Source organism: Streptomyces sp. NPDC007875, assembly GCF_042868035.1.
In the GTDB taxonomy this organism is placed as follows: domain Bacteria; phylum Actinomycetota; class Actinomycetes; order Streptomycetales; family Streptomycetaceae; genus Streptomyces; species Streptomyces antimycoticus.
The window spans coordinates 87077-103699 of sequence record NZ_JBIADZ010000004.1 but is presented as its reverse complement, the minus strand read 5'-3'; the positions used below and the strand labels follow the sequence as shown (position 1 = coordinate 103699).

Annotated in this window: 14 protein-coding genes; 10 read left to right on the top strand and 4 right to left on the bottom strand. The window is 71.1% G+C overall.

The genetic code is table 11. The features are described 5' to 3' along the window. Window positions 1-80: 80 nt before the first annotated feature. From ACFYOY_RS09775 to ACFYOY_RS09740, 8 genes are all read left to right on the top strand, one after another. Entirely contained in the window at window positions 81-1007 is a 927-nt protein-coding gene (locus ACFYOY_RS09775) for a sugar ABC transporter permease (RefSeq protein WP_351891411.1), read from the top strand. Continuing rightward, a complete protein-coding gene (locus tag ACFYOY_RS09770) occupies window positions 1004-1903 on the top strand; it encodes a carbohydrate ABC transporter permease (RefSeq protein ID WP_351891405.1) in 900 nt (299 codons plus the stop codon). The genes ACFYOY_RS09775 and ACFYOY_RS09770 overlap by 4 nt, the downstream gene beginning before the upstream one ends. A 46-nt stretch (window positions 1904-1949) precedes the next feature. Then, on the top strand, window positions 1950-3164 hold the full coding sequence (locus ACFYOY_RS09765; protein WP_351891400.1) for a Gfo/Idh/MocA family oxidoreductase: 1215 nt from the start codon (window positions 1950-1952) through the stop codon (window positions 3162-3164). Beyond that, the gene (locus ACFYOY_RS09760; RefSeq protein ID WP_351891395.1) at window positions 3161-4015 is read left to right on the top strand and encodes a PmoA family protein; all 855 of its coding nucleotides are present in this window, start codon (window positions 3161-3163) and stop codon (window positions 4013-4015) included. Before ACFYOY_RS09765 ends, ACFYOY_RS09760 begins: the two co-directional genes overlap by 4 nt. Window positions 4016-4179: 164 nt before the next feature. Further along, window positions 4180-5514, top strand: coding sequence for an ABC transporter substrate-binding protein (locus tag ACFYOY_RS09755; RefSeq protein ID WP_388585894.1), 1335 nt, complete (start codon window positions 4180-4182; stop codon window positions 5512-5514). Window positions 5515-5687: 173 nt separating this feature from the next. Beyond that, window positions 5688-6497 carry a polysaccharide deacetylase family protein gene (locus ACFYOY_RS09750; protein ID WP_351891383.1) on the top strand — a complete coding sequence of 270 codons (810 nt, stop codon included), beginning with the start codon at window positions 5688-5690 and terminating at the stop codon, window positions 6495-6497. 211 nt (window positions 6498-6708) lie between these two features. Then, window positions 6709-7929, top strand: coding sequence for a right-handed parallel beta-helix repeat-containing protein (locus ACFYOY_RS09745; protein WP_351891377.1), 1221 nt, complete (start codon window positions 6709-6711; stop codon window positions 7927-7929). A gap of 93 nt (window positions 7930-8022) precedes the next feature. Further along, window positions 8023-9468, top strand: coding sequence for an NCS2 family permease (locus ACFYOY_RS09740; protein WP_351891371.1), 1446 nt, complete (start codon window positions 8023-8025; stop codon window positions 9466-9468). 37 nt (window positions 9469-9505) lie between these two features. On the opposite strand, the gene ACFYOY_RS09735 is transcribed toward ACFYOY_RS09740, so the two are convergent. The 4 genes from ACFYOY_RS09735 to ACFYOY_RS09720 all read right to left on the bottom strand — a co-directional run bounded on the left by ACFYOY_RS09735 (window position 9506) and on the right by ACFYOY_RS09720 (window position 13608). Then, window positions 9506-10486 carry an aldo/keto reductase gene (locus tag ACFYOY_RS09735; RefSeq protein WP_351891364.1) on the bottom strand — a complete coding sequence of 327 codons (981 nt, stop codon included), beginning with the start codon at window positions 10484-10486 and terminating at the stop codon, window positions 9506-9508. A 114-nt stretch (window positions 10487-10600) separates the two neighbouring features. After that, window positions 10601-11302, bottom strand: a complete 702-nt coding sequence (locus ACFYOY_RS09730) for a response regulator transcription factor (RefSeq protein ID WP_351891359.1) — start codon at window positions 11300-11302, stop codon at window positions 10601-10603. Next, complete coding sequence (locus ACFYOY_RS09725; protein ID WP_388585890.1) at window positions 11299-12561, bottom strand: sensor histidine kinase; 1263 nt, start codon at window positions 12559-12561, stop codon at window positions 11299-11301. The genes ACFYOY_RS09730 and ACFYOY_RS09725 overlap by 4 nt, the downstream gene beginning before the upstream one ends. 276 nt (window positions 12562-12837) lie before the next feature. Continuing rightward, window positions 12838-13608 carry an IclR family transcriptional regulator gene (locus ACFYOY_RS09720; protein WP_078640761.1) on the bottom strand — a complete coding sequence of 257 codons (771 nt, stop codon included), beginning with the start codon at window positions 13606-13608 and terminating at the stop codon, window positions 12838-12840. Window positions 13609-13743: 135 nt separating this feature from the next. On the opposite strand from ACFYOY_RS09720, the gene ACFYOY_RS09715 reads away from it, so the two are divergent. Beyond that, window positions 13744-15279, top strand: a complete 1536-nt coding sequence (locus tag ACFYOY_RS09715) for an aldehyde dehydrogenase (NADP(+)) (protein WP_351891343.1) — start codon at window positions 13744-13746, stop codon at window positions 15277-15279. 287 nt (window positions 15280-15566) lie between these two features. Further along, window positions 15567-16613: an aminotransferase class V-fold PLP-dependent enzyme gene (locus ACFYOY_RS09710; RefSeq protein WP_388585886.1), complete on the top strand. Its 1047-nt coding sequence runs from the start codon at window positions 15567-15569 to the stop codon at window positions 16611-16613. The last annotated feature ends 10 nt before the right edge of the window (window positions 16614-16623 follow it).

Below are 16623 nucleotides of genomic sequence, written 5' to 3'. Positions count from 1 at the left end.
TCGAACGATATTCGGTAAGCGCTTCACGGAAGCGCTTCACCGACCCGTACCCCGTCGACTCCGAGAACGGAGAAGCAGTCATGGCCGACGCCGTGGCGAAACCACCCCGGGTCACCCGGCGCCGTACCGGAGGACCGGCCCGCCGCCTCCCGTATCTGCTGATCGCCCCTGCCGGGCTGCTGATGCTGGGCTTCATCGCCTATCCGATGCTCAGCGTCCTCTACTACAGCCTGCGGAACTACAACGTCACCAAGCCCTGGCGGAACGGCTACGCGGGCTTCGACAACTTCACCCGGATCCTCACCGACGACCCGCAGTTCTGGGACACGCTCGTCTTCAGCGGCAAATGGGTCGTCACCGAGGTGCTGCTGCAGCTCCTGCTCGGCCTCGCGCTCGCCCTGCTGGTCCACCAGACCTTCCTCGGCCGCGGCCTCGCCCGTGCGCTGGTCTTCTCGCCCTGGGCCGTGTCCGGGGTGCTGACCACCACCATCTGGATGCTGCTCTACAACCCCTCGACCGGCATCAGCCGCTATCTCGCGGACGCCGGGATCGGCACCTACGGCACCTCGGTGCTCTCCGACACCGGCACCGTCTTCTGGGCCGCCGTCGTCGCCGAACTCTGGCGCGGCGTGCCGTTCTTCGCGATCCTCATCCTCGCCGACCTGCAGTCCATCCCCCAGGACCTCTACGAGGCGGCCTCGGTCGACGGCGCGGGCCGGGCGCGGCGGTTCTTCCACATCACCCTGCCGCATCTGAAGGACGCGATCATCCTCTCCACGCTGCTGCGCGGCGTATGGGAGTTCAACAACGTCGATCTGCTCTACACCCTCACCGGCGGCGGACCGGCCGGGCAGACCACCACCCTTCCGCTGTACGTCGCCAACACCGGGATCAACGGCCATGACTTCGGCTATGCCTCCGCGCTGACCACCGTCGCCTTCGTGATCCTCCTCTTCTGCTCGATCCTCTATCTGCGCCTGAGCAAGTTCGGAGGCGAGACCAAGTGACCGCCGCATTCGCCGAGCAGGGCACCCGGCCCGCCCCCGCGGCCGCCCCGCCGCCCGCCGCCCGCGGGAGGCGCCGGCGCGGGCTCGACCAGGGCGTACCGCGCTGGCAGATCTATCTGCCGCTGTGCCTGTATCTGCTGTTCACCCTCGTCCCCTTCTACTGGATGCTGCTGTTCGCACTGCGCCCCGCGGGCTCGAACGCGCTGGTGCCCTGGCCGATCACCGGTGAGCACTTCCAGAAGGTGTGGAACGAGCGCAGCTTCGGGATCTTCTTCCAGAACAGCATGATCGTCGGCGTCGCCTCGCTGGTGATGACGACGGCGGTCGCGCTGGCCGGCGGCTATGCCCTCGCGCGCTTCGACTTCCGGATCAAAAAGGGCTTCATGCTGGCGCTGCTGGCCTCGCAGTTCATCCCGGGCGCGCTGATGCTGGTGCCGCTCTTCGAGATCTTCAAGAACCTGCAGATGATCAACTCGCTGGGGAGCGTGGTCATCGCGGAGACGGTCTTCCAGCTCCCCCTGTCGATCATCCTCATCAGCGGCTTCATCAAGAACGTACCGGTGTCGCTCGAGGAACAGGCGTGGGTCGACGGCTGCGGCCGCTTCCGGGCCTTCTGCGCGGTGGTGCTGCCGCTGCTGCGCCCCGGGCTGATCGCGGTCGGCTCCTTCGCCTTCGTGCACAGCTGGAACCACTTTCTGTTCGCACTGATGTTCCTCAGTTCCCAGGACAAGCAGACCATCCCGGTCGGCCTCAACACCCTCATCGGCGCGGACAGCGTCGATCTGGGCGCGCTCGCGGCGGGTGGGGTGATCGCCGCGGTGCCCGTCGTCATCGTCTTCGCCTTCATCCAGAAATGGCTGATCACCGGCTTCAGCGCGGGGGCGGTCAAGGGCTGACCGACCCGGTCGGCGGCACAACGTATGCGGACAAGGAGGTCCGAGCATGGGCATGGCGCACCCCCGGGGACGAGGGGAAGCCCCGGCCGAGGAACCGATACCCGTCGTCCTCGCGGGCGCCCGAGGCCATGGGCGCTGGCATCTGGACAACATCCGCCGACTGGCCACCGAGGGAACGGTCCGGCTCGCCGGGGTGTGCGAACTTCAGCCGCTCACCCGTAAGGAGCTGGGCGACGGGCTCGGCGAGCCCGAGCAGTCCGCCGACCTGGCCGGGCTCGTGGCCCGGACCGGCGCCCGGATCGCCGTCATCTGTACTCCGATCCACACCCACGCCGACCTCGCCCTCGCCGCCGCCGAACGCGGTGCGCACCTTCTGCTGGAGAAGCCGCCCACACCCTCGTACGCCGAATTCGCCCGGATGAGCGAAGGACTGCGCGGCTACGGAACCGCCTGCCAGATCGGCTTCCAGTCGCTCGGCTCCCACGCCCTGCCCGCTATCCGGCACATCGTCGCCGACGGCCGTATAGGGGCGATCCGCGGCATCGGCGCGGCCGGGGCATGGGCCCGCGACGAGGAGTACTACGCCCGCGCCCCCTGGGCCGGACACCGCACCCTCGACGGCCGCGACGTCGTCGACGGCGTCCTCACCAACCCCCTGGCCCACGCCGTCGCCACCGCCCTGCACCTCGGCGGCGCCGACCGGGCCGAGGACGTGGCCGGTATCGAGCTGGAGCTGTACCGGGCCAACGCCATCGAGGCCGACGACACCTCCTGCGTACGCATCCGCACCAGCCGTGGCCCTACCGTCGCCGCCGCCGTCACCCTGTGCGCGGAGGAGCCGGGTGAGCCGTATGTCGTCGTCCACGGCGACCGGGGCCGGATCACCTTCTGGTACAAGCTGGACCGGGTCCGCGTCGAACGCGACGGAGCGCCGCCAGAGACCACCGACCACGCGCGCACCGATCTGCTGGACAACCTCGTCGCCCATCTGCGCGACGGCACCGAGCTGCTCGCCCCACCGGACCGCACGGGCGCGTTCATGCACGTGGTCGAAGCGGTGCGCACCGCCCCCGCACCGGTCCCGCTGCCCGCCGACGCCTGGCGCACCGAGCCCGGTGCGGGCGTCACCTCGCGAGCCGCCAAGCGGCGCGTGGTGACCGGCATCGACCGACTGGTCACCGCCGGCGCCGAGCGCCTCGCCCTGTACTCGGAACTGCGCGCCCCCTGGGCCGCACGCCCCGCGGAGGTCCCGCACCCATGACACCCCTGACCCCCTCGAACCCGCTGACCCCCTCCCTCACCCGCCGTCCCCCCTGCACCGTGCTGCGCCATGAGAACCGGGTCGTGGGGTCGTATGTGCACCGCCCCCAGCTGCCCGGCACGGTCGCGCCGCGGCCGTATCTGCACCCCGTGCGCACCCTCGGCGGCGTCACCGTCACCGGGCTGCGGCCCGCCGAGGACGCGGCCCACCTGGGTGTGTCCATGGCCATCCCGGAGGTGGCGGGATACGACTTCCGGGGCGGCCAGGGCCGCCTGGACCCCATGGGGAGCCAGCGCCATCTCAGCTGGTTGCTGCGCGATCCCGATGGCTTCGTGGAGGAGCTGTCATGGGCGGCCGACGGGCGGCAACTGCTGCTGGAGCGGCGCACGGTGGCCGTACGGTCCCTCGGAACGGCCTGCTGGGCGCTGGACTTCACGTCCGCCCTCACCAATGTGACGGGCCGGGAGCTCGCACTCGGCGGGGCGGGCCACGGAGGCGGTTTCTTCTGGCGCGTCCCGCGGTGCCCCGAGCCCGCGAAGGTCTTCAGCGCCGACGGCGAGGGCACGGCGGCGGTGCACGGACGGCCCGCGGACTGGCTCGCGCTGGCCACCGACGAGTGGACGCTGGTCTTCGTCGGCGCGACCGGCGACACCCGGGCCGACCCGTGGTGCGTGCGCACCGGGGAACACGCGGCCGTCGGCTCGGCCCTCGCCGCGGAGCGGCCGCTGCCCATCGCCCCCGCCGACACGGTCACCCGACGCATCGTCACCGCGATAACCGACGGCCGCCTCCCCCGCCCGGAGGCCGCCCGCATAGCGAGCCATCTCTCGGACAAGGGCGCGGCCGTATGAGCAGGGTTGTGGGCAATCGTCCTTCCCCCAGCTACCGCTGGGAGGTGCCCCTGGCGGAACGGGTGGGCACAACCGACCCGCACAGGGCCACCGTCCCCAGCCGCAACGGCGCGACCTCAAGACCAGCAACCGCAAGGGAACCCACAAGGAGACGGACGCACACCATGAACTCACGCACCCGCAGAACGACCCGCACCGCAACCGCCCTGGCGGCATTGCTCGTCCTGACCGCCACGGCTTGCGGCGACGACGGCTCGACCACCGGCGAGGAGGGCTCCGGCAAGGGCACCATCACCTTCTGGGACAACAACGGCGGCCCCCGCACCAAGGTCTGGAAGCGGATCATCGCCAAGTTCGAGGACAAGTACCCCGACATCACGGTCAAGTACGTCCCGATCCCGATCACCAATGTGCAGTCGAAGTACGACACCGCCATCCAGAGCGGCGGCGACAGCCTGCCCGACGTCGGCGGCGTGGGCACCGCGTATCTGGCCAATCTGGTCGCCCAGGGCGCCCTCGACCCCGTGACCGACCGCATCGACGACAGCGCCCTCAAGGGCAAGCTGATCAAGAACATGGTCGACAGCGTCCGCGCGGCCGGCGGGGAGGACCAGGAGCTGTACTCCGTCCCGACCTCCGCCAACCAGGGCACCCTCTGGTACCGCACCGACCTCTTCAAGGCGGCGAAGCTGCCGGCGCCGGACAGCTGGGAGAGGTTCTACAAGGCCGCCGACGAGCTGACCGACAAGGGCGGGAACAGGTTCGGCTTCACCCTGCGCGGCGGCGCCGGCTCGATCGCCCAGGCGCTGGACATGATGTACGCCCAGTCCGGCATCGCGTCCTTCTGGGACGGCGACAAGACCACCCTCAACGACCCCAGGAACGTCGCGGCGCTCGAGAAGTACATCGCCCTCTTCAAGAAGGTCACGCCCGCCGCGGACCTCAACAACGACTTCGCCAAGATGGTCGCCCAGTTCGACCAGGGCGACATCGGGATGCTGCAGCACAACCTCGGCAGCTATGTCGACCATGTACGGCTGCTCGGCAAGGAGAAGATCGCGGGCATACCGCTGCCACCCTCCCGGGCCGGGGCGGCGCGCACCATCGTCTCCAACCCGGTCGACGGCCTCGGGCTGTTCAAGGCGAGCAAGAACAAGGCGGCGGCCTGGAAGTTCATCGAGTTCGCGGCCTCCCCGGAGATGAACAGCCTCTGGAACGAGGACGTCGGCGCGATCCCCGCCAACGTCGGAGCCGCGGACGACGACTGGATCGCCGAGGCCCCGCCGACCAAGGCCGCGCTGGAGTCGCTCAACGATCCGCGGACCAAGGTCGTCCAGCTGCCGTACTACCTCCCGGACTGGAACAACATCAGCAAGGCCGACAACGAGCCCGGCTTCCAGAAGGTGCTGCTCGGCCGGATGACCGCCAAGGCGTTCTGCGACAAGGTCGCCGACGAGCTCAACGCGGCACAGGCGGACTGGAAGAAGCACCAGGGCTAGCCGGGCTCGATCACCACGCCGCTCCACGGCTCCCCGGGCCGCGGGCCTCTATAAACCCCGTGTATACGTGCCGTGTATAGTGCTCGCAGTTTGTGCCGCCAACTTTATGTACTTGTGCATCTGTTGGCGGCATTGCGACCACTACTGACAACAAGAGGACTTCGGGGATATCAATGGGGCGAAAAGGTCGAATATCCGGACTGCTCGTGAGTGCCGTCTGTCTGACGCTGGGCCTCACCGGCTGCGGCGCGTCCTACGACACCACCTCGCCGCGCAGCGCGCGGGAGCACGCGCTGAAGGACGCCGGGAACGCGACACCGGCCGCCTCGAAGCCGGACGTGCCGAAGAAGGGCGACAAGGCCAAGGGCTCGGTCGACTGCTCCCGCGCCAAATGCGTCGCCCTCACCTTCGATGCGGGCCCCAGCGAGAACACCCCCCGGCTGCTGAAGATCCTCAAGCGCGAGAAGGTCCACGCGACCTTCTTCATGCTCGGCAAGAAGCACATCGACAAACACCCCGACCTGGTGCGCCGCATCGCGGACGAGGGGCATGAGCTGGCCAACCACACCTGGTCGCACGAGATCCTGACCAAGAGCGACGACGACGTGGTCCGCTCGGAGATCACCCGCGTCCAGGACGCCGTCAAGAAGCTCACCGGCCGTACGCCGCTGCTGATGCGGCCGCCCCAGGGGCGTACCGACGAGCGGGTCTCCAAGATCTGCCGTGAGCTGGGCGTGGCGCAGGTGCTGTGGAGCGTGACGGCGAAGGACTATCTGACGAACGACTCCGCGCTGATCGAGAAGCGGGTGCTGGACCAGACGAAGCGCGACGGGATCATCCTGCTGCACGACATCTACAAGGGCACGGTGCCGGCGGTGCCGGGGATCCTGGCGAAGCTGAAGAAGGACGGCTATACGGTGGTGACGGTCTCCCAGCTGATGGCCCCGGCCACCCCGGAACCGGGCAAGGTCTATCGCCCATGAGGCAACAGACCAACACGACCGACCGTTTCCGAACATCTTCGGCCACAAAACGATCAAGACTTGTCGCAAGCTATCGCGAGGCGATCGGAATTTCGTAATCTAAGAATCCTCGGGTGCCCGGCAACCTAATCTGGACGGGCGGCAACTACGACATGGGACGGGCCGGTCCGGATCCTCCGGTCCGTTCTCTCGACGCGGAACAGGAGTTGCCATGGGGCTGAGGCGCAAGCGGGGCCGCCACCGTCGCCGTAAGGACCGCACGCTGCCGCTGGGCAGCGCCGTGATCGTGGCGTCGGCCGTGGCCGGGGTGTATCTGACGGCTTCGCCGGAGGGCGCGAGCGCCGTGCCCACCACCGTGTACGTGGCCACCAATGGCAGCGACGGCAACAGCGGCACCCTCAAGTCCCCCTACCGAAGCCTCGGAAAGGCGATATCCGCCGCCAAGGCGGGCACCACCATCGAGGTGCGCGGCGGCACGTACTACCCCGCCAGGACGCTGCGCAGCTCCGTCAGCGGCACCGCCCGCGAGCGCGTCCAACTCCGGCCCTACAGGGCGGAGAAGGTCCGGCTCGACGGCTCCCGGCTGGGCGAGGGCTCCTCCCTGGTCTCCCTCAGCGCCGACTACTGGACGGTCTCCGGGATCGAGCTGCGCAACGCCCCGGGCGGCGGCCTGGTCTGCACCTCCTGTGCGAGAAACGTCTTCCAGAACCTCAGCACCCACGGCAACGGCGACACCGGACTCACCCTCCGCGGCGATGACACCAACGGCAACGTCATCCGGAACCTGGACTCCTACGGGAACCACGACGACGCCACCGGCGGCCAGAGAGCCGACGGCATGGCCCTCACCCACGGCTCCGGCACCGGCAACGTGGTCACCGGATCCCGGCTGTTCCGCAACAGCGACGACGGCCTCGACCTGTGGATGTGGGCGAGCCCCGTCACCATCGAGCACTCCTGGGCCTTCGGAAACGGCCGGAACCGCTGGCACATCCCCTACTTCAAGGGCGACGGCAGCGGCTTCCAGCTCGGTGCCGACCGCCGCGGTGCCCCCTCGCCCGCCCATGTCGTACGGACCTCCGCCGCCTGGGCCAACACCAAGAGCGGCTTCGAGGCCGGCGGCAACACCGGAGCCCTCCAACTCCAGCGCACCACCGCCTTCGACAACTGGGGCAAGGGCTACTCCTTCGCCGGCTCCCGCGCCCGCCTGACCCGCAACCTCGCGGTCTCCAACGGCCGCGGCAGCGCGGACACCGGACGCCTCGCCGTCTCCCGGGACAACAGCTGGACGCCGGGCGGCCCGCCCACCCCGCCGCTGGTCACCACCGACCCCACCACGGCCCTCGGCTCCCGGCGGCAGGACGGCTCACTTCCGGTCACCAGCTTCCTCGTGGTCATGGACCGCACCGAGATCGGCTCGACGATGAACTGAAACCCCGGGAAAACCTGAATCGCGCTCATGGCGGGCACAATCCCTTGATCCGGCACGCCGCCGGCCCGCACGCCGTCCCCGAGGAGCGCGACCATGGCGAGACAGATCACCGACAAGGCCCCGGCCCCACCGCCGCCCGGACTCCCCATGTTCGACCGGTACTTCCGGATATCCGAACGCGGCTCCACCCTCGGCCGCGAGGTCCGGGGCGGACTCGCCACCTTCTTCACGATGGCGTACATCCTCGTCCTGAACCCGATCATCCTGGGCGGGGCGAAGGACAAGTTCGGCGAGCAGCTCTCCGGCACCCAACTCGCCACCGCCACCGCCCTGGTGGCCGCCGTGATGACCGTCCTCATGGGCATCGGCGGCAATCTTCCGCTCGCCCTCGCCGCCGGCCTCGGGCTCAACGCCGTCGTCGCCTTCCAGATCGCCCCGCAGATGAGCTGGGCCGACGCCATGGGTCTGGTGGTCCTGGAGGGCCTGATCATCTGCGCGCTGGTGCTGACCGGGCTGCGCGAGGCGGTGATGCACGCCATCCCGCAGTCCCTGAAGCAGGCGATCAGCGTGGGGATCGGGCTGTTCATCGCCTTCATCGGCTTCATCGACGCCGGGTTCGTCTCCCGTATCCCCGGCCCCACCGGCTCCACGCCCGTACAGCTCGGCGCGGACGGCCGGCTCACCGGCTGGCCCGTCCTGGTCTTCTGCGTGGGGGTGCTGCTGACCGTCGCGCTGATGGCGCGCAAGGTCAAGGGCGCCCTGCTGATCAGCATCGTCGGCTCGACCGTGCTCGCGATCGTCATCAACGAGATCGCCGACATCCGGCCGGAGGCATGGGGGCTGACCGTGCCCACCCTCCCCGACAGCGTGGTCGACACCCCGGACTTCGGGCTGATCGGCTCCTTCAGCCTCTTCGGGGCGTTCCAGCAGGTCGGCGTCATCACCATCGTCCTGCTGATCTTCACCCTCATCCTGTCCGACTTCTTCGACACCATGGGCACGGTCGTCGGCGTGAGCAATGAGGCCGGGCTGCTCGATGCCGAGGGCAGGGTGCCGGGCCTGGGGCGGGTGCTGCTCATCGACGGCGCGGCGGCCGCCCTCGGCGGCGCCGCCTCCGCCTCGTCCAACACCAGCTATATCGAGTCCGCGGCGGGGGTCGGCGAGGGCGCGCGCACCGGCTTCGCCAGCGTGGTCACCGGAGCGCTGTTCGGGCTCGCGCTCTTCCTGACCCCGCTGGCCACCGTGGTGCCCGCGCAGGCCGCCGCCCCGGCGCTGATCGCCGTCGGCTTCCTGCTGATGAGCCAGGTGCGGTCCATCGACTGGGAGCGCATCGACATCGCCGTCCCGGCGTTCCTCACCATCGCCCTGATGCCGTTCAGCTACTCCATCTCCAACGGGATCGGCGCCGGGTTCATCTCCTACGTGGTGATCAAGGCCGTGCTGGGCAAGGCGCGTGAGGTGCACTGGCTGCTGTGGGGGACGGCCGCGCTGTTCGTCGTCTACTTCGCGATCGATCCCCTCGAGCAGCTGCTCACCTGAGCCGTGACGCCCTCCCCCTGGGAGTCGCCCCGCCCCGTCAGCTGTGGCCCATGATGGGGCGCGGGCGGTAGGGGTCCTCCAGGCGGGCCACCTCCGCCTCGTCGAGCGTCAGCCCCACCGCCGCGACCGCGTCCTCCAGATGGCCGATCTTCGTGGCCCCGACGATCGGCGCGCTGACCGCGGGCCTGCCGAGCAGCCACGCCAGCGCGACCCGCGCCGGGGACACCCCGCGCTTATCGGCGATCTCGCGGGTGGCGTCCACGATGGAGAACTCCGCGTCCGCGTACCACTTCTCCACCAGCGGATCGTTGCCCGCCCGGACGGTGGTCCCGGTGCGGTCCCGGTCGCGGGTGCCCGCCAGCAGTCCGCGCGCCAGCGGGCTCCAGGGGATGACGCCGACGCCCTGGTCCAGGCAGAGCGGGTTCATCTCCCGCTCCTCCTCCCGGTAGAGCAGGTTGTAGTGGTTCTGCATGGAGACGAACCGGGTCCAGCCGTGCGCCTCGGCCGTGTGCTGGGCCTTGGCGAACTGCCAGGCGTACATGGAGGAGGCGCCGATGTACCGGGCCTTTCCGGCCCGCACCACGTCGTGGAGCGCCTCCATCGTCTCCTCGATGGGTGTCGCCGGGTCGAAGCGGTGGATCTGGTAGAGATCCACATGGTCGGTGCCCAGCCGCCGCAGCGAGGCGTCGATGCCCGCCAGGATGTGCTTACGGGACAGCCCGCGGTCGTTGGGGCCCTCTCCCATCGGGGAGTAGACCTTCGTGGCGAGGACATAGTCGTCGCGGCTGGGGAAGAGCTCCCGCAGCAGCTCGCCGGTGATCTCCTCGCTCCGGCCCATCGAGTACATGTCGGCGGTGTCGAAGAAGGTCACCCCCTCCTCTACCGCGCGCCGCACGATCGGCCGCGCGTCGTCGATGTCCAGCTGCCAGGGCCGGTGTTCGGGGCTGCCGTAGCTCATCATGCCCAGGCAGATCCGCGACACCTTGATGCCCGACGCGCCCAGCCGTGCGTACTCCATGCGCCTTCTCCTCCGCCCATCCGCCCGTTCGGTCGACCCGTCACAGCAGACCACCCCGGCCGCCGGTTGTCAGCCCGGTGTGCCGCCCGATATCAGCCGGGTGTGCGCCCGACGTCAGCCCGGTGTGACGAAACCGCTCTCGTACGCGGCGATCACCGCCTGGGTGCGGTCCCGCACCCCCAACTTGGTGAGCACCGCGCCCACATGGGTCTTGACCGTGGCCGGCCCCACCGCCATCCGGGCCGCGATCTCGGAGTTGGACAGCCCGTCGGTCATCAGCCGCAGCACCACGGCCTCCCGCTCGGAGAGCCGGTCGCGCAGCGCCCGCGCGCTCGCCTCGCGGTCCGGGCCCCGGGCGGCGGCGTGCTCGGCGGCCAGCGCCCGCACGGCGGCCGGGAACAGCAGCGAATCGCTGCGCGCCACCAGCCGCACCGCCTGCATCAGGTCCTCCGCACGGGCCCGCTTGAGCAGAAAGCCGCTGGCCCCGGCGCGCAGCGCGTCGTACACATAGCTGTCGTTCTCGAACGTCGTCACCACGATGACGCGCGGCGGGTCCTCCATGGTGCTCAGGATCCGCTCGGTGGCGCGGATGCCGTCGACATCGGGCATCCGGACGTCCATCAGCACGACGTCCGGACGCAGTTCACGGACCACCGGTACGGCCTCGGCGCCGCTTCCGGCCTCGCCGACGACCTCCAGGTCCGGTTCGCTGGAGAGGATCGCGCGCAGCGCGGTGCGCACCATCCGCTCGTCGTCGACGAGCACGATGCGCAGCGGGGACGGCGGGGCGTCCACCGGGGACGGCGGGGTGCTCATCGGGACGCCTCCAGCGGGAGCCGGACCGTCAGCCGCCAGACGCCGTCCACGGTGTCCCACGCACAGGTGCCGCGCAGCAGGGTGGCTCGTTCGGCGATGCCGCGCAGCCCGCGGCCGCCGCCGGTGGGCCGTGCCCGAGTGGCTCCGTTCACCGGGTTCTCCATCGTGATCTCCACCTTCTTCGGGTCCTCGGCGATCCGGAGCCGCACCGGCACCCGGCCCGCGTGGCGCAGCGCGTTGCTGAGCCCCTCCTGGACGATGCGGTACGCCTCGCGGGAGACGACGGGCGGCAGCCGGTCCAGCGCGCCCGGGGCCGTCAGCTCGACGGCGACGCCCGCGGCCCGGGTGCGGGCCAGCAGCCCGTCCAGATCCATCAGGGTGGGGGAGGGGGCGGGGGCCGGACGGTCCTCCCCTTCCCGTAACAGGCCCAGCACGCTGTCGAGTTCGCCGACCGCGTCCCGGGTGGTCTCCTCGATGGCCGCCAGCGCCTCCCGGGCGAAGTCCGGATCGGTGTCGAGGACCTTACGGGCCGCGCTCGCCTGGAGGGTCACCGCGCTCAGTGCATGGCCGACCGAGTCGTGCAGCTCGCGGGCGAGCCGGTTGCGGGAGGCCAGCCGGGTGGCCCGCTGCTCGGCGGCGGCGAGCCGTTCGGCGGGGGCCGGGCCGAGCAGCGCGGGTGCACAGCGGGCCAGCAGCGCCCCGGCGGCCGCGGCGATCCCCATGATCACACCCAGCAGCAGCACCCCGGCCAAGGGCGCCAGCGCGTGGGGGGCCGAGGCGAAGGCGTGCGGCCAGCCCTCGTCGGCGTACGAACCGTCGGTGAACGGCAGGGCGACCAGCAGTGCCGAGGCGGGCAGCAGGGACAGGGTGAGCCCGCTCACCAGCCCGCCGATGGCCAGATGCAGCCCGTACCAGAGCAAGGTGCGGGCGCGCGCGTCCCACGACCCGGCGGGCCCGGCCGCGAGCTCCGCGGACTCCGGAAGCCCGCACAGCGAACGCGCGGCGGTGGCCTCCAGGGGGCGTACGAGCGGGAGCAGCGCGGTGGGCATGGCCAGCGGCAGGGCCAGGGCGAAGGTGCCCAGCTGCCATAGCAGGGAGGTGAAGGGCACGGCGTCCCGCAGGAGCATCGCGAAGACGACGCCGGTCAGCAGGTAATACGGCATCAACAGGGCGCCGCCGAGCACCAGATGGACCCAGCGCAGCTGGGCCCGGCGGCCGGCCACCGCACGGACCGCCCGCCGCCACCACGCCCCGGTCACGGGGCCCGGTGCGCTGCCGCGCCCAAGGCGGAGCCGCACTCGCGGAAGAAGCGCCCGTCGGCCGTGAGGACGGGCAATCCGACGGTCATCCGCACAGCGTAGGTTAGATTCATCGGCGCGGTCGGCTCCTTGGCGGGCGGGCGGGTGCGGGACGCGTCGGCCCGCCGGGAAGGGTGTGGGTCACGGGGACCAGCCTCGCGGCGCGCCGGGCGCCGCGCCTCACCCTGGCCGACGATCCGCCTCCGCCGCGCGGCGGAGGGGCCGTCCTCCCGTGGGTCAAAGACGTCGCGTCGCGAGGGTGAGCCGGTCCCGGGCGTCGAACAGGGCGTCCTTGATCATCTGCTCATGGGTGGGGGTGAGCCGGGCCACCGGCACCGAGCAGCTGATGGCGTCGCGCGAGGGGGTGCGGTACGGGATGGCGATGCCGAAGCAGCGCAGGCCCAGGGTGTTCTCCTCGCGGTCCACCGCGTACCCCTGCTCCCGGATCAGGTGCAGCTCCTCGATCAGCTTCTCGCGGTCGGTGATGGTGTGTTCGGTGAGCTGGCCCAGCGTCTCCGGCAGCAGCTTGCGCACCTGCTCGTCGGAGTACGTGGCCAGCAGCGCCTTGCCCAGCGAGGTGGAGTGGGCGGGCAGTCGGCGGCCCACGCGGGTGAAGGGGCGCAGATAGTGCTGCGACTGCCGGGTGGCGAGATAGACGACGTTGGTGCCGTCGAGGCGGGCGAGGTGGATGGTCTCGGTGGTGTCGTCCGAGAGCCGGTCCAGGGTGGGGCGGGCGGCGGCCACGACCTCGTCGCCGTCGATGTAGGAGGTGCCGACGAGCAGGGCGCGCACCCCGATGCCGTAGCGGGTGCCGGTGGCGTCCGTCTCCACCCAGCCGAGCTCCACCAGGGTGCGCAGCAGCATGTAGAGGCTCGACTTGGGATAGCCCACGGCCTCCTGGACCGCGGCGAGGCTGTGCATTCCGGGCCGCCCGGCGAAGAACTCCAGCAGTTCGACCGTGCGGACAGCCGATTTGACCTGGGCCCCGCCCGTCTCGGCAGCTGACATCGCCTTGACCCCTCTGTTCGACCAGCCATAGAGTCCCGAGGGGAAATTCATCACCCGGGACAGCGTTCAGCATATCGAACACCGTCGATGTGTGGGACGCAAGCAGCGGTAACACCACAGCAGGAGGAATCCGCGGTGTCAGCACCAGTGTGGAGCGTCGACCCCCGAACCGGAAAGCAGCGGGAGCAGGTAGCGGTCGAAGCCACGGCGGAGGAGGTCGACCGCGTGGTGCGCGCGGCCCACGCCGCCCGCGGCTCCCTGGCCGACCGCACGGTGCGCGCCGCCCTGCTGCGCACCGCCGCCGAGCTCCTCGACGAGGCCCGTGACCAGCTGGTCGAGGCCGCCGACGCGGAGACCGCGCTCGGCCCCGCCCGGCTCACCGGCGAACTCGCCCGCACCACCTACCAGCTGCGGGCCTTCGCGACCATCGTGGACGAGGGCGCCTTCCTCGACGTCCGCATCGACCACGCCGACGCCACCCAGACCCCGCCCTGGCCCGATCTGCGCCGCTACAAGCTGCCGCTCGGTGTCGTCGCCGTCTACGCCGCCAGCAACTTCCCGCTCGCCTTCTCCGTGCCCGGCGGCGACACCGCGAGCGCCCTCGCCGCGGGCTGCCCGGTCGTCGTCAAGGCCCACCCCGACCACCCCGCCACCTCCGAGGTGGCCGCCTCCGCGCTGCGCCGTGCCGCCGAGCGGGTCGGGGTGCCCGCTGAGGTGATCGCGGTGGTGCACGGTTTCGACGCGGGTATCGAGCTGGTCAAGCATCCGCTGATCGCCGCCGCCGGCTTCACCGGCTCGGTCCGCGGCGGCCGCGCCCTGCACGACGCGGCGGCCTCCCGGCCGGTGCCGATCCCCTTCCACGGCGAGCTGGGCAGCCTCAACCCGGTCGTGGTCACCGAGGCCGCGGCCATCGAGCGCGGCGACCAGATCGGCGCGGGGCTCGCGGGCTCCATGACGCTGGGCGTGGGCCAGTTCTGCACCAAGCCCGGCTTTGTGCTGGCCCCGGCAGGACCGGCGGGCGACGGCCTGGTGAAGTCCCTCACCGAGGCGGTCAGCAACACCGACGCGGGCGTCCTGCTCGACCACCGGATGCGGGACAACTTCGTCGCCGGGGTCAAGGAGCGCGCCGAACTGGCGGATGTGGAGGCCCCGGTCACCCCCGGCTCCGGCGGTGAGCACACGGTCAGCGCGGGCTTCCTGACCGTCCCGGCGCGGCGGCTCGCCGAGGACGGTCCGCACGATGTGCTGCTGGAGGAGTGCTTCGGCCCGGTGACCGTCGTGGCGCGCTACGAGAGCGACGAGGAGATCAGCGCGGTGCTCGGCCGGCTCCCGGGCAACCTCACCGCCACTGTCCAGATCTCCGCCGCCGAGGGCGAGGGCACCGAGGGCCGGGCCGCTGCGCTGATCGCCGAGCTCACCCCGCTGGCCGGCCGGGTCCTGGTCAACGGCTGGCCGACCGGTGTCGCCGTCGCCCCGGCCCAGCACCACGGTGGCCCCTACCCGGCCACCACCTCCACCTCCACCTCGGTCGGCGGCACCGCCATCGAGCGCTGGCTGCGGCCGGTCGCCTACCAGGACACCCCGGCCGCCCTGCTGCCGCCGGAGCTGCGGGACGAGAACCCGCTGGAGCTGCCCCGGCGGATCAACGGCATCCGGGAGCAGCGCGGCTGAATCCCCGGAAACGACCTCCGGGAGCAGCACCGCTGAAGCCCGGACCGACGGCGCGGCCGCCGGACCCGCGGACCTGACCCGCGGTTCCGGCGGCCGTATCGGCGTGCCCGCGGCCGCCTACGGCTCCCGGGGGTCTCTTTCGGCCGATCCGCCGGTGAGCCCACCCGGGCGCCGCGCCAGACATGGGCATCGCCGCAGGTCAGCGGGTATCCATAAGGTTTACTTGAAGGCATCCGACAGGGAAACGCGATGGACGCCGGGGTGAGCCGGTTCCATAGTGGATGGTCATGGAGAGCCTGGCGGGCGCCGAATTCGCGCCACACACGACATATCTCACCACCGCGTCCAGCGGTCTGATCCCCGCACGCTCCGTGGCCGCCGTGAAGGCGGTCCTCGACGGCTCGGCCGCCGGACGGCCCATCGTCGATGTGGCCTTCGAGGCGGTCGAGGAGAGCCGGGTCGCCTACGCCCGGCTCGTCGGCGTACCGGCGCGCCGGGTCGCGGCGGGCAGCTCGGTCGCCGTCTACGCGGGGATGATCGCCACGTCGCTGCCGCCCGGAGCCGAAGTCATCGTCGCCGACGGCGACTTCAGCTCCCTGGTCAACCCCTTCGCCGTCCGCGGCGACCTCAAGCTGCGCATCGTGCCCCTGGAGGAGATCGCGGAGGCGGTACGGCCCGGTACGGCGCTGGTGGCCGTGAGCGCGGTCCAGTCCGCGGACGGGCGGATCGCCGATCTCGACGCCATCGCGGAGGCGGCCCGGACCCACGGGGCCCGCACCCTGGTGGACACCAGCCAGGCGGCCGGCTGGTTCCCGGTCAACGCCGACGAGGCCGACTACACCGTCTGCGTGGCCTACAAGTGGCTGATGTGCCCGCGCGGGGCCGCCTTCCTGACCGTCCCCGAGGACCTCGGCGAGCTCACCCCCGTCTTCGCGGGCTGGGTCGCGGGCGAGAAGCCCTGGGACAGCTGCTACGGACCGGTGGCGGAACTCGCCCACTCCGCCCGCCGTTTCGACGAGAGCCCGAGCGTGTACTCCTACGTCGCCGCGCGGCACTCCCTCGCGCTGATCGAGGAGCTGGGCACCGAGGCCATCGCCGCCCACGACCGCGCGCTCGCCGACCGCTTCCGGGCCGGGGTCACCGGGCTCGGCCACCAGCCCGTCGCCGCTCCCGGCTCGGCCATCGTCTCCGTACCGGGGCTGGGGGACGCCGCGTCCCGGCTGGCGGAGGCGGATGTGCATGTCTCGGCGCGGGCCGGCAACCTCCGCGCCTCCTTCCACCTGTACAACACGGCGGCCGATGTGGACCGGCTGCTGGAGGAGCTGTCCCGCTGAGACAGGGGCC

What these genes read in the sequence shown, in the direction of transcription:
- ACFYOY_RS09765 (WP_351891400.1), top strand. Translation starts at nt 1,950, where the DNA reads ATGGGCATGGCGCACCCCCGGGGACGAGGGGAAGCCCCGGCCGAGGAA.
- ACFYOY_RS09735 (WP_351891364.1), bottom strand. Translation starts at nt 10,486, where the DNA reads ATGGAGTACGCACGGCTGGGCGCGTCGGGCATCAAGGTGTCGCGGATC.
- ACFYOY_RS09730 (WP_351891359.1), bottom strand. Translation starts at nt 11,302, where the DNA reads ATGAGCACCCCGCCGTCCCCGGTGGACGCCCCGCCGTCCCCGCTGCGC.
- ACFYOY_RS09740 (WP_351891371.1), top strand. Translation starts at nt 8,023, where the DNA reads ATGGCGAGACAGATCACCGACAAGGCCCCGGCCCCACCGCCGCCCGGA.
- ACFYOY_RS09720 (WP_078640761.1), bottom strand. Translation starts at nt 13,608, where the DNA reads ATGTCAGCTGCCGAGACGGGCGGGGCCCAGGTCAAATCGGCTGTCCGC.
- ACFYOY_RS09745 (WP_351891377.1), top strand. Translation starts at nt 6,709, where the DNA reads ATGGGGCTGAGGCGCAAGCGGGGCCGCCACCGTCGCCGTAAGGACCGC.
- ACFYOY_RS09755 (WP_388585894.1), top strand. Translation starts at nt 4,180, where the DNA reads ATGAACTCACGCACCCGCAGAACGACCCGCACCGCAACCGCCCTGGCG.
- ACFYOY_RS09760 (WP_351891395.1), top strand. Translation starts at nt 3,161, where the DNA reads ATGACACCCCTGACCCCCTCGAACCCGCTGACCCCCTCCCTCACCCGC.
- ACFYOY_RS09775 (WP_351891411.1), top strand. Translation starts at nt 81, where the DNA reads ATGGCCGACGCCGTGGCGAAACCACCCCGGGTCACCCGGCGCCGTACC.
- ACFYOY_RS09710 (WP_388585886.1), top strand. Translation starts at nt 15,567, where the DNA reads ATGGAGAGCCTGGCGGGCGCCGAATTCGCGCCACACACGACATATCTC.
- ACFYOY_RS09750 (WP_351891383.1), top strand. Translation starts at nt 5,688, where the DNA reads ATGGGGCGAAAAGGTCGAATATCCGGACTGCTCGTGAGTGCCGTCTGT.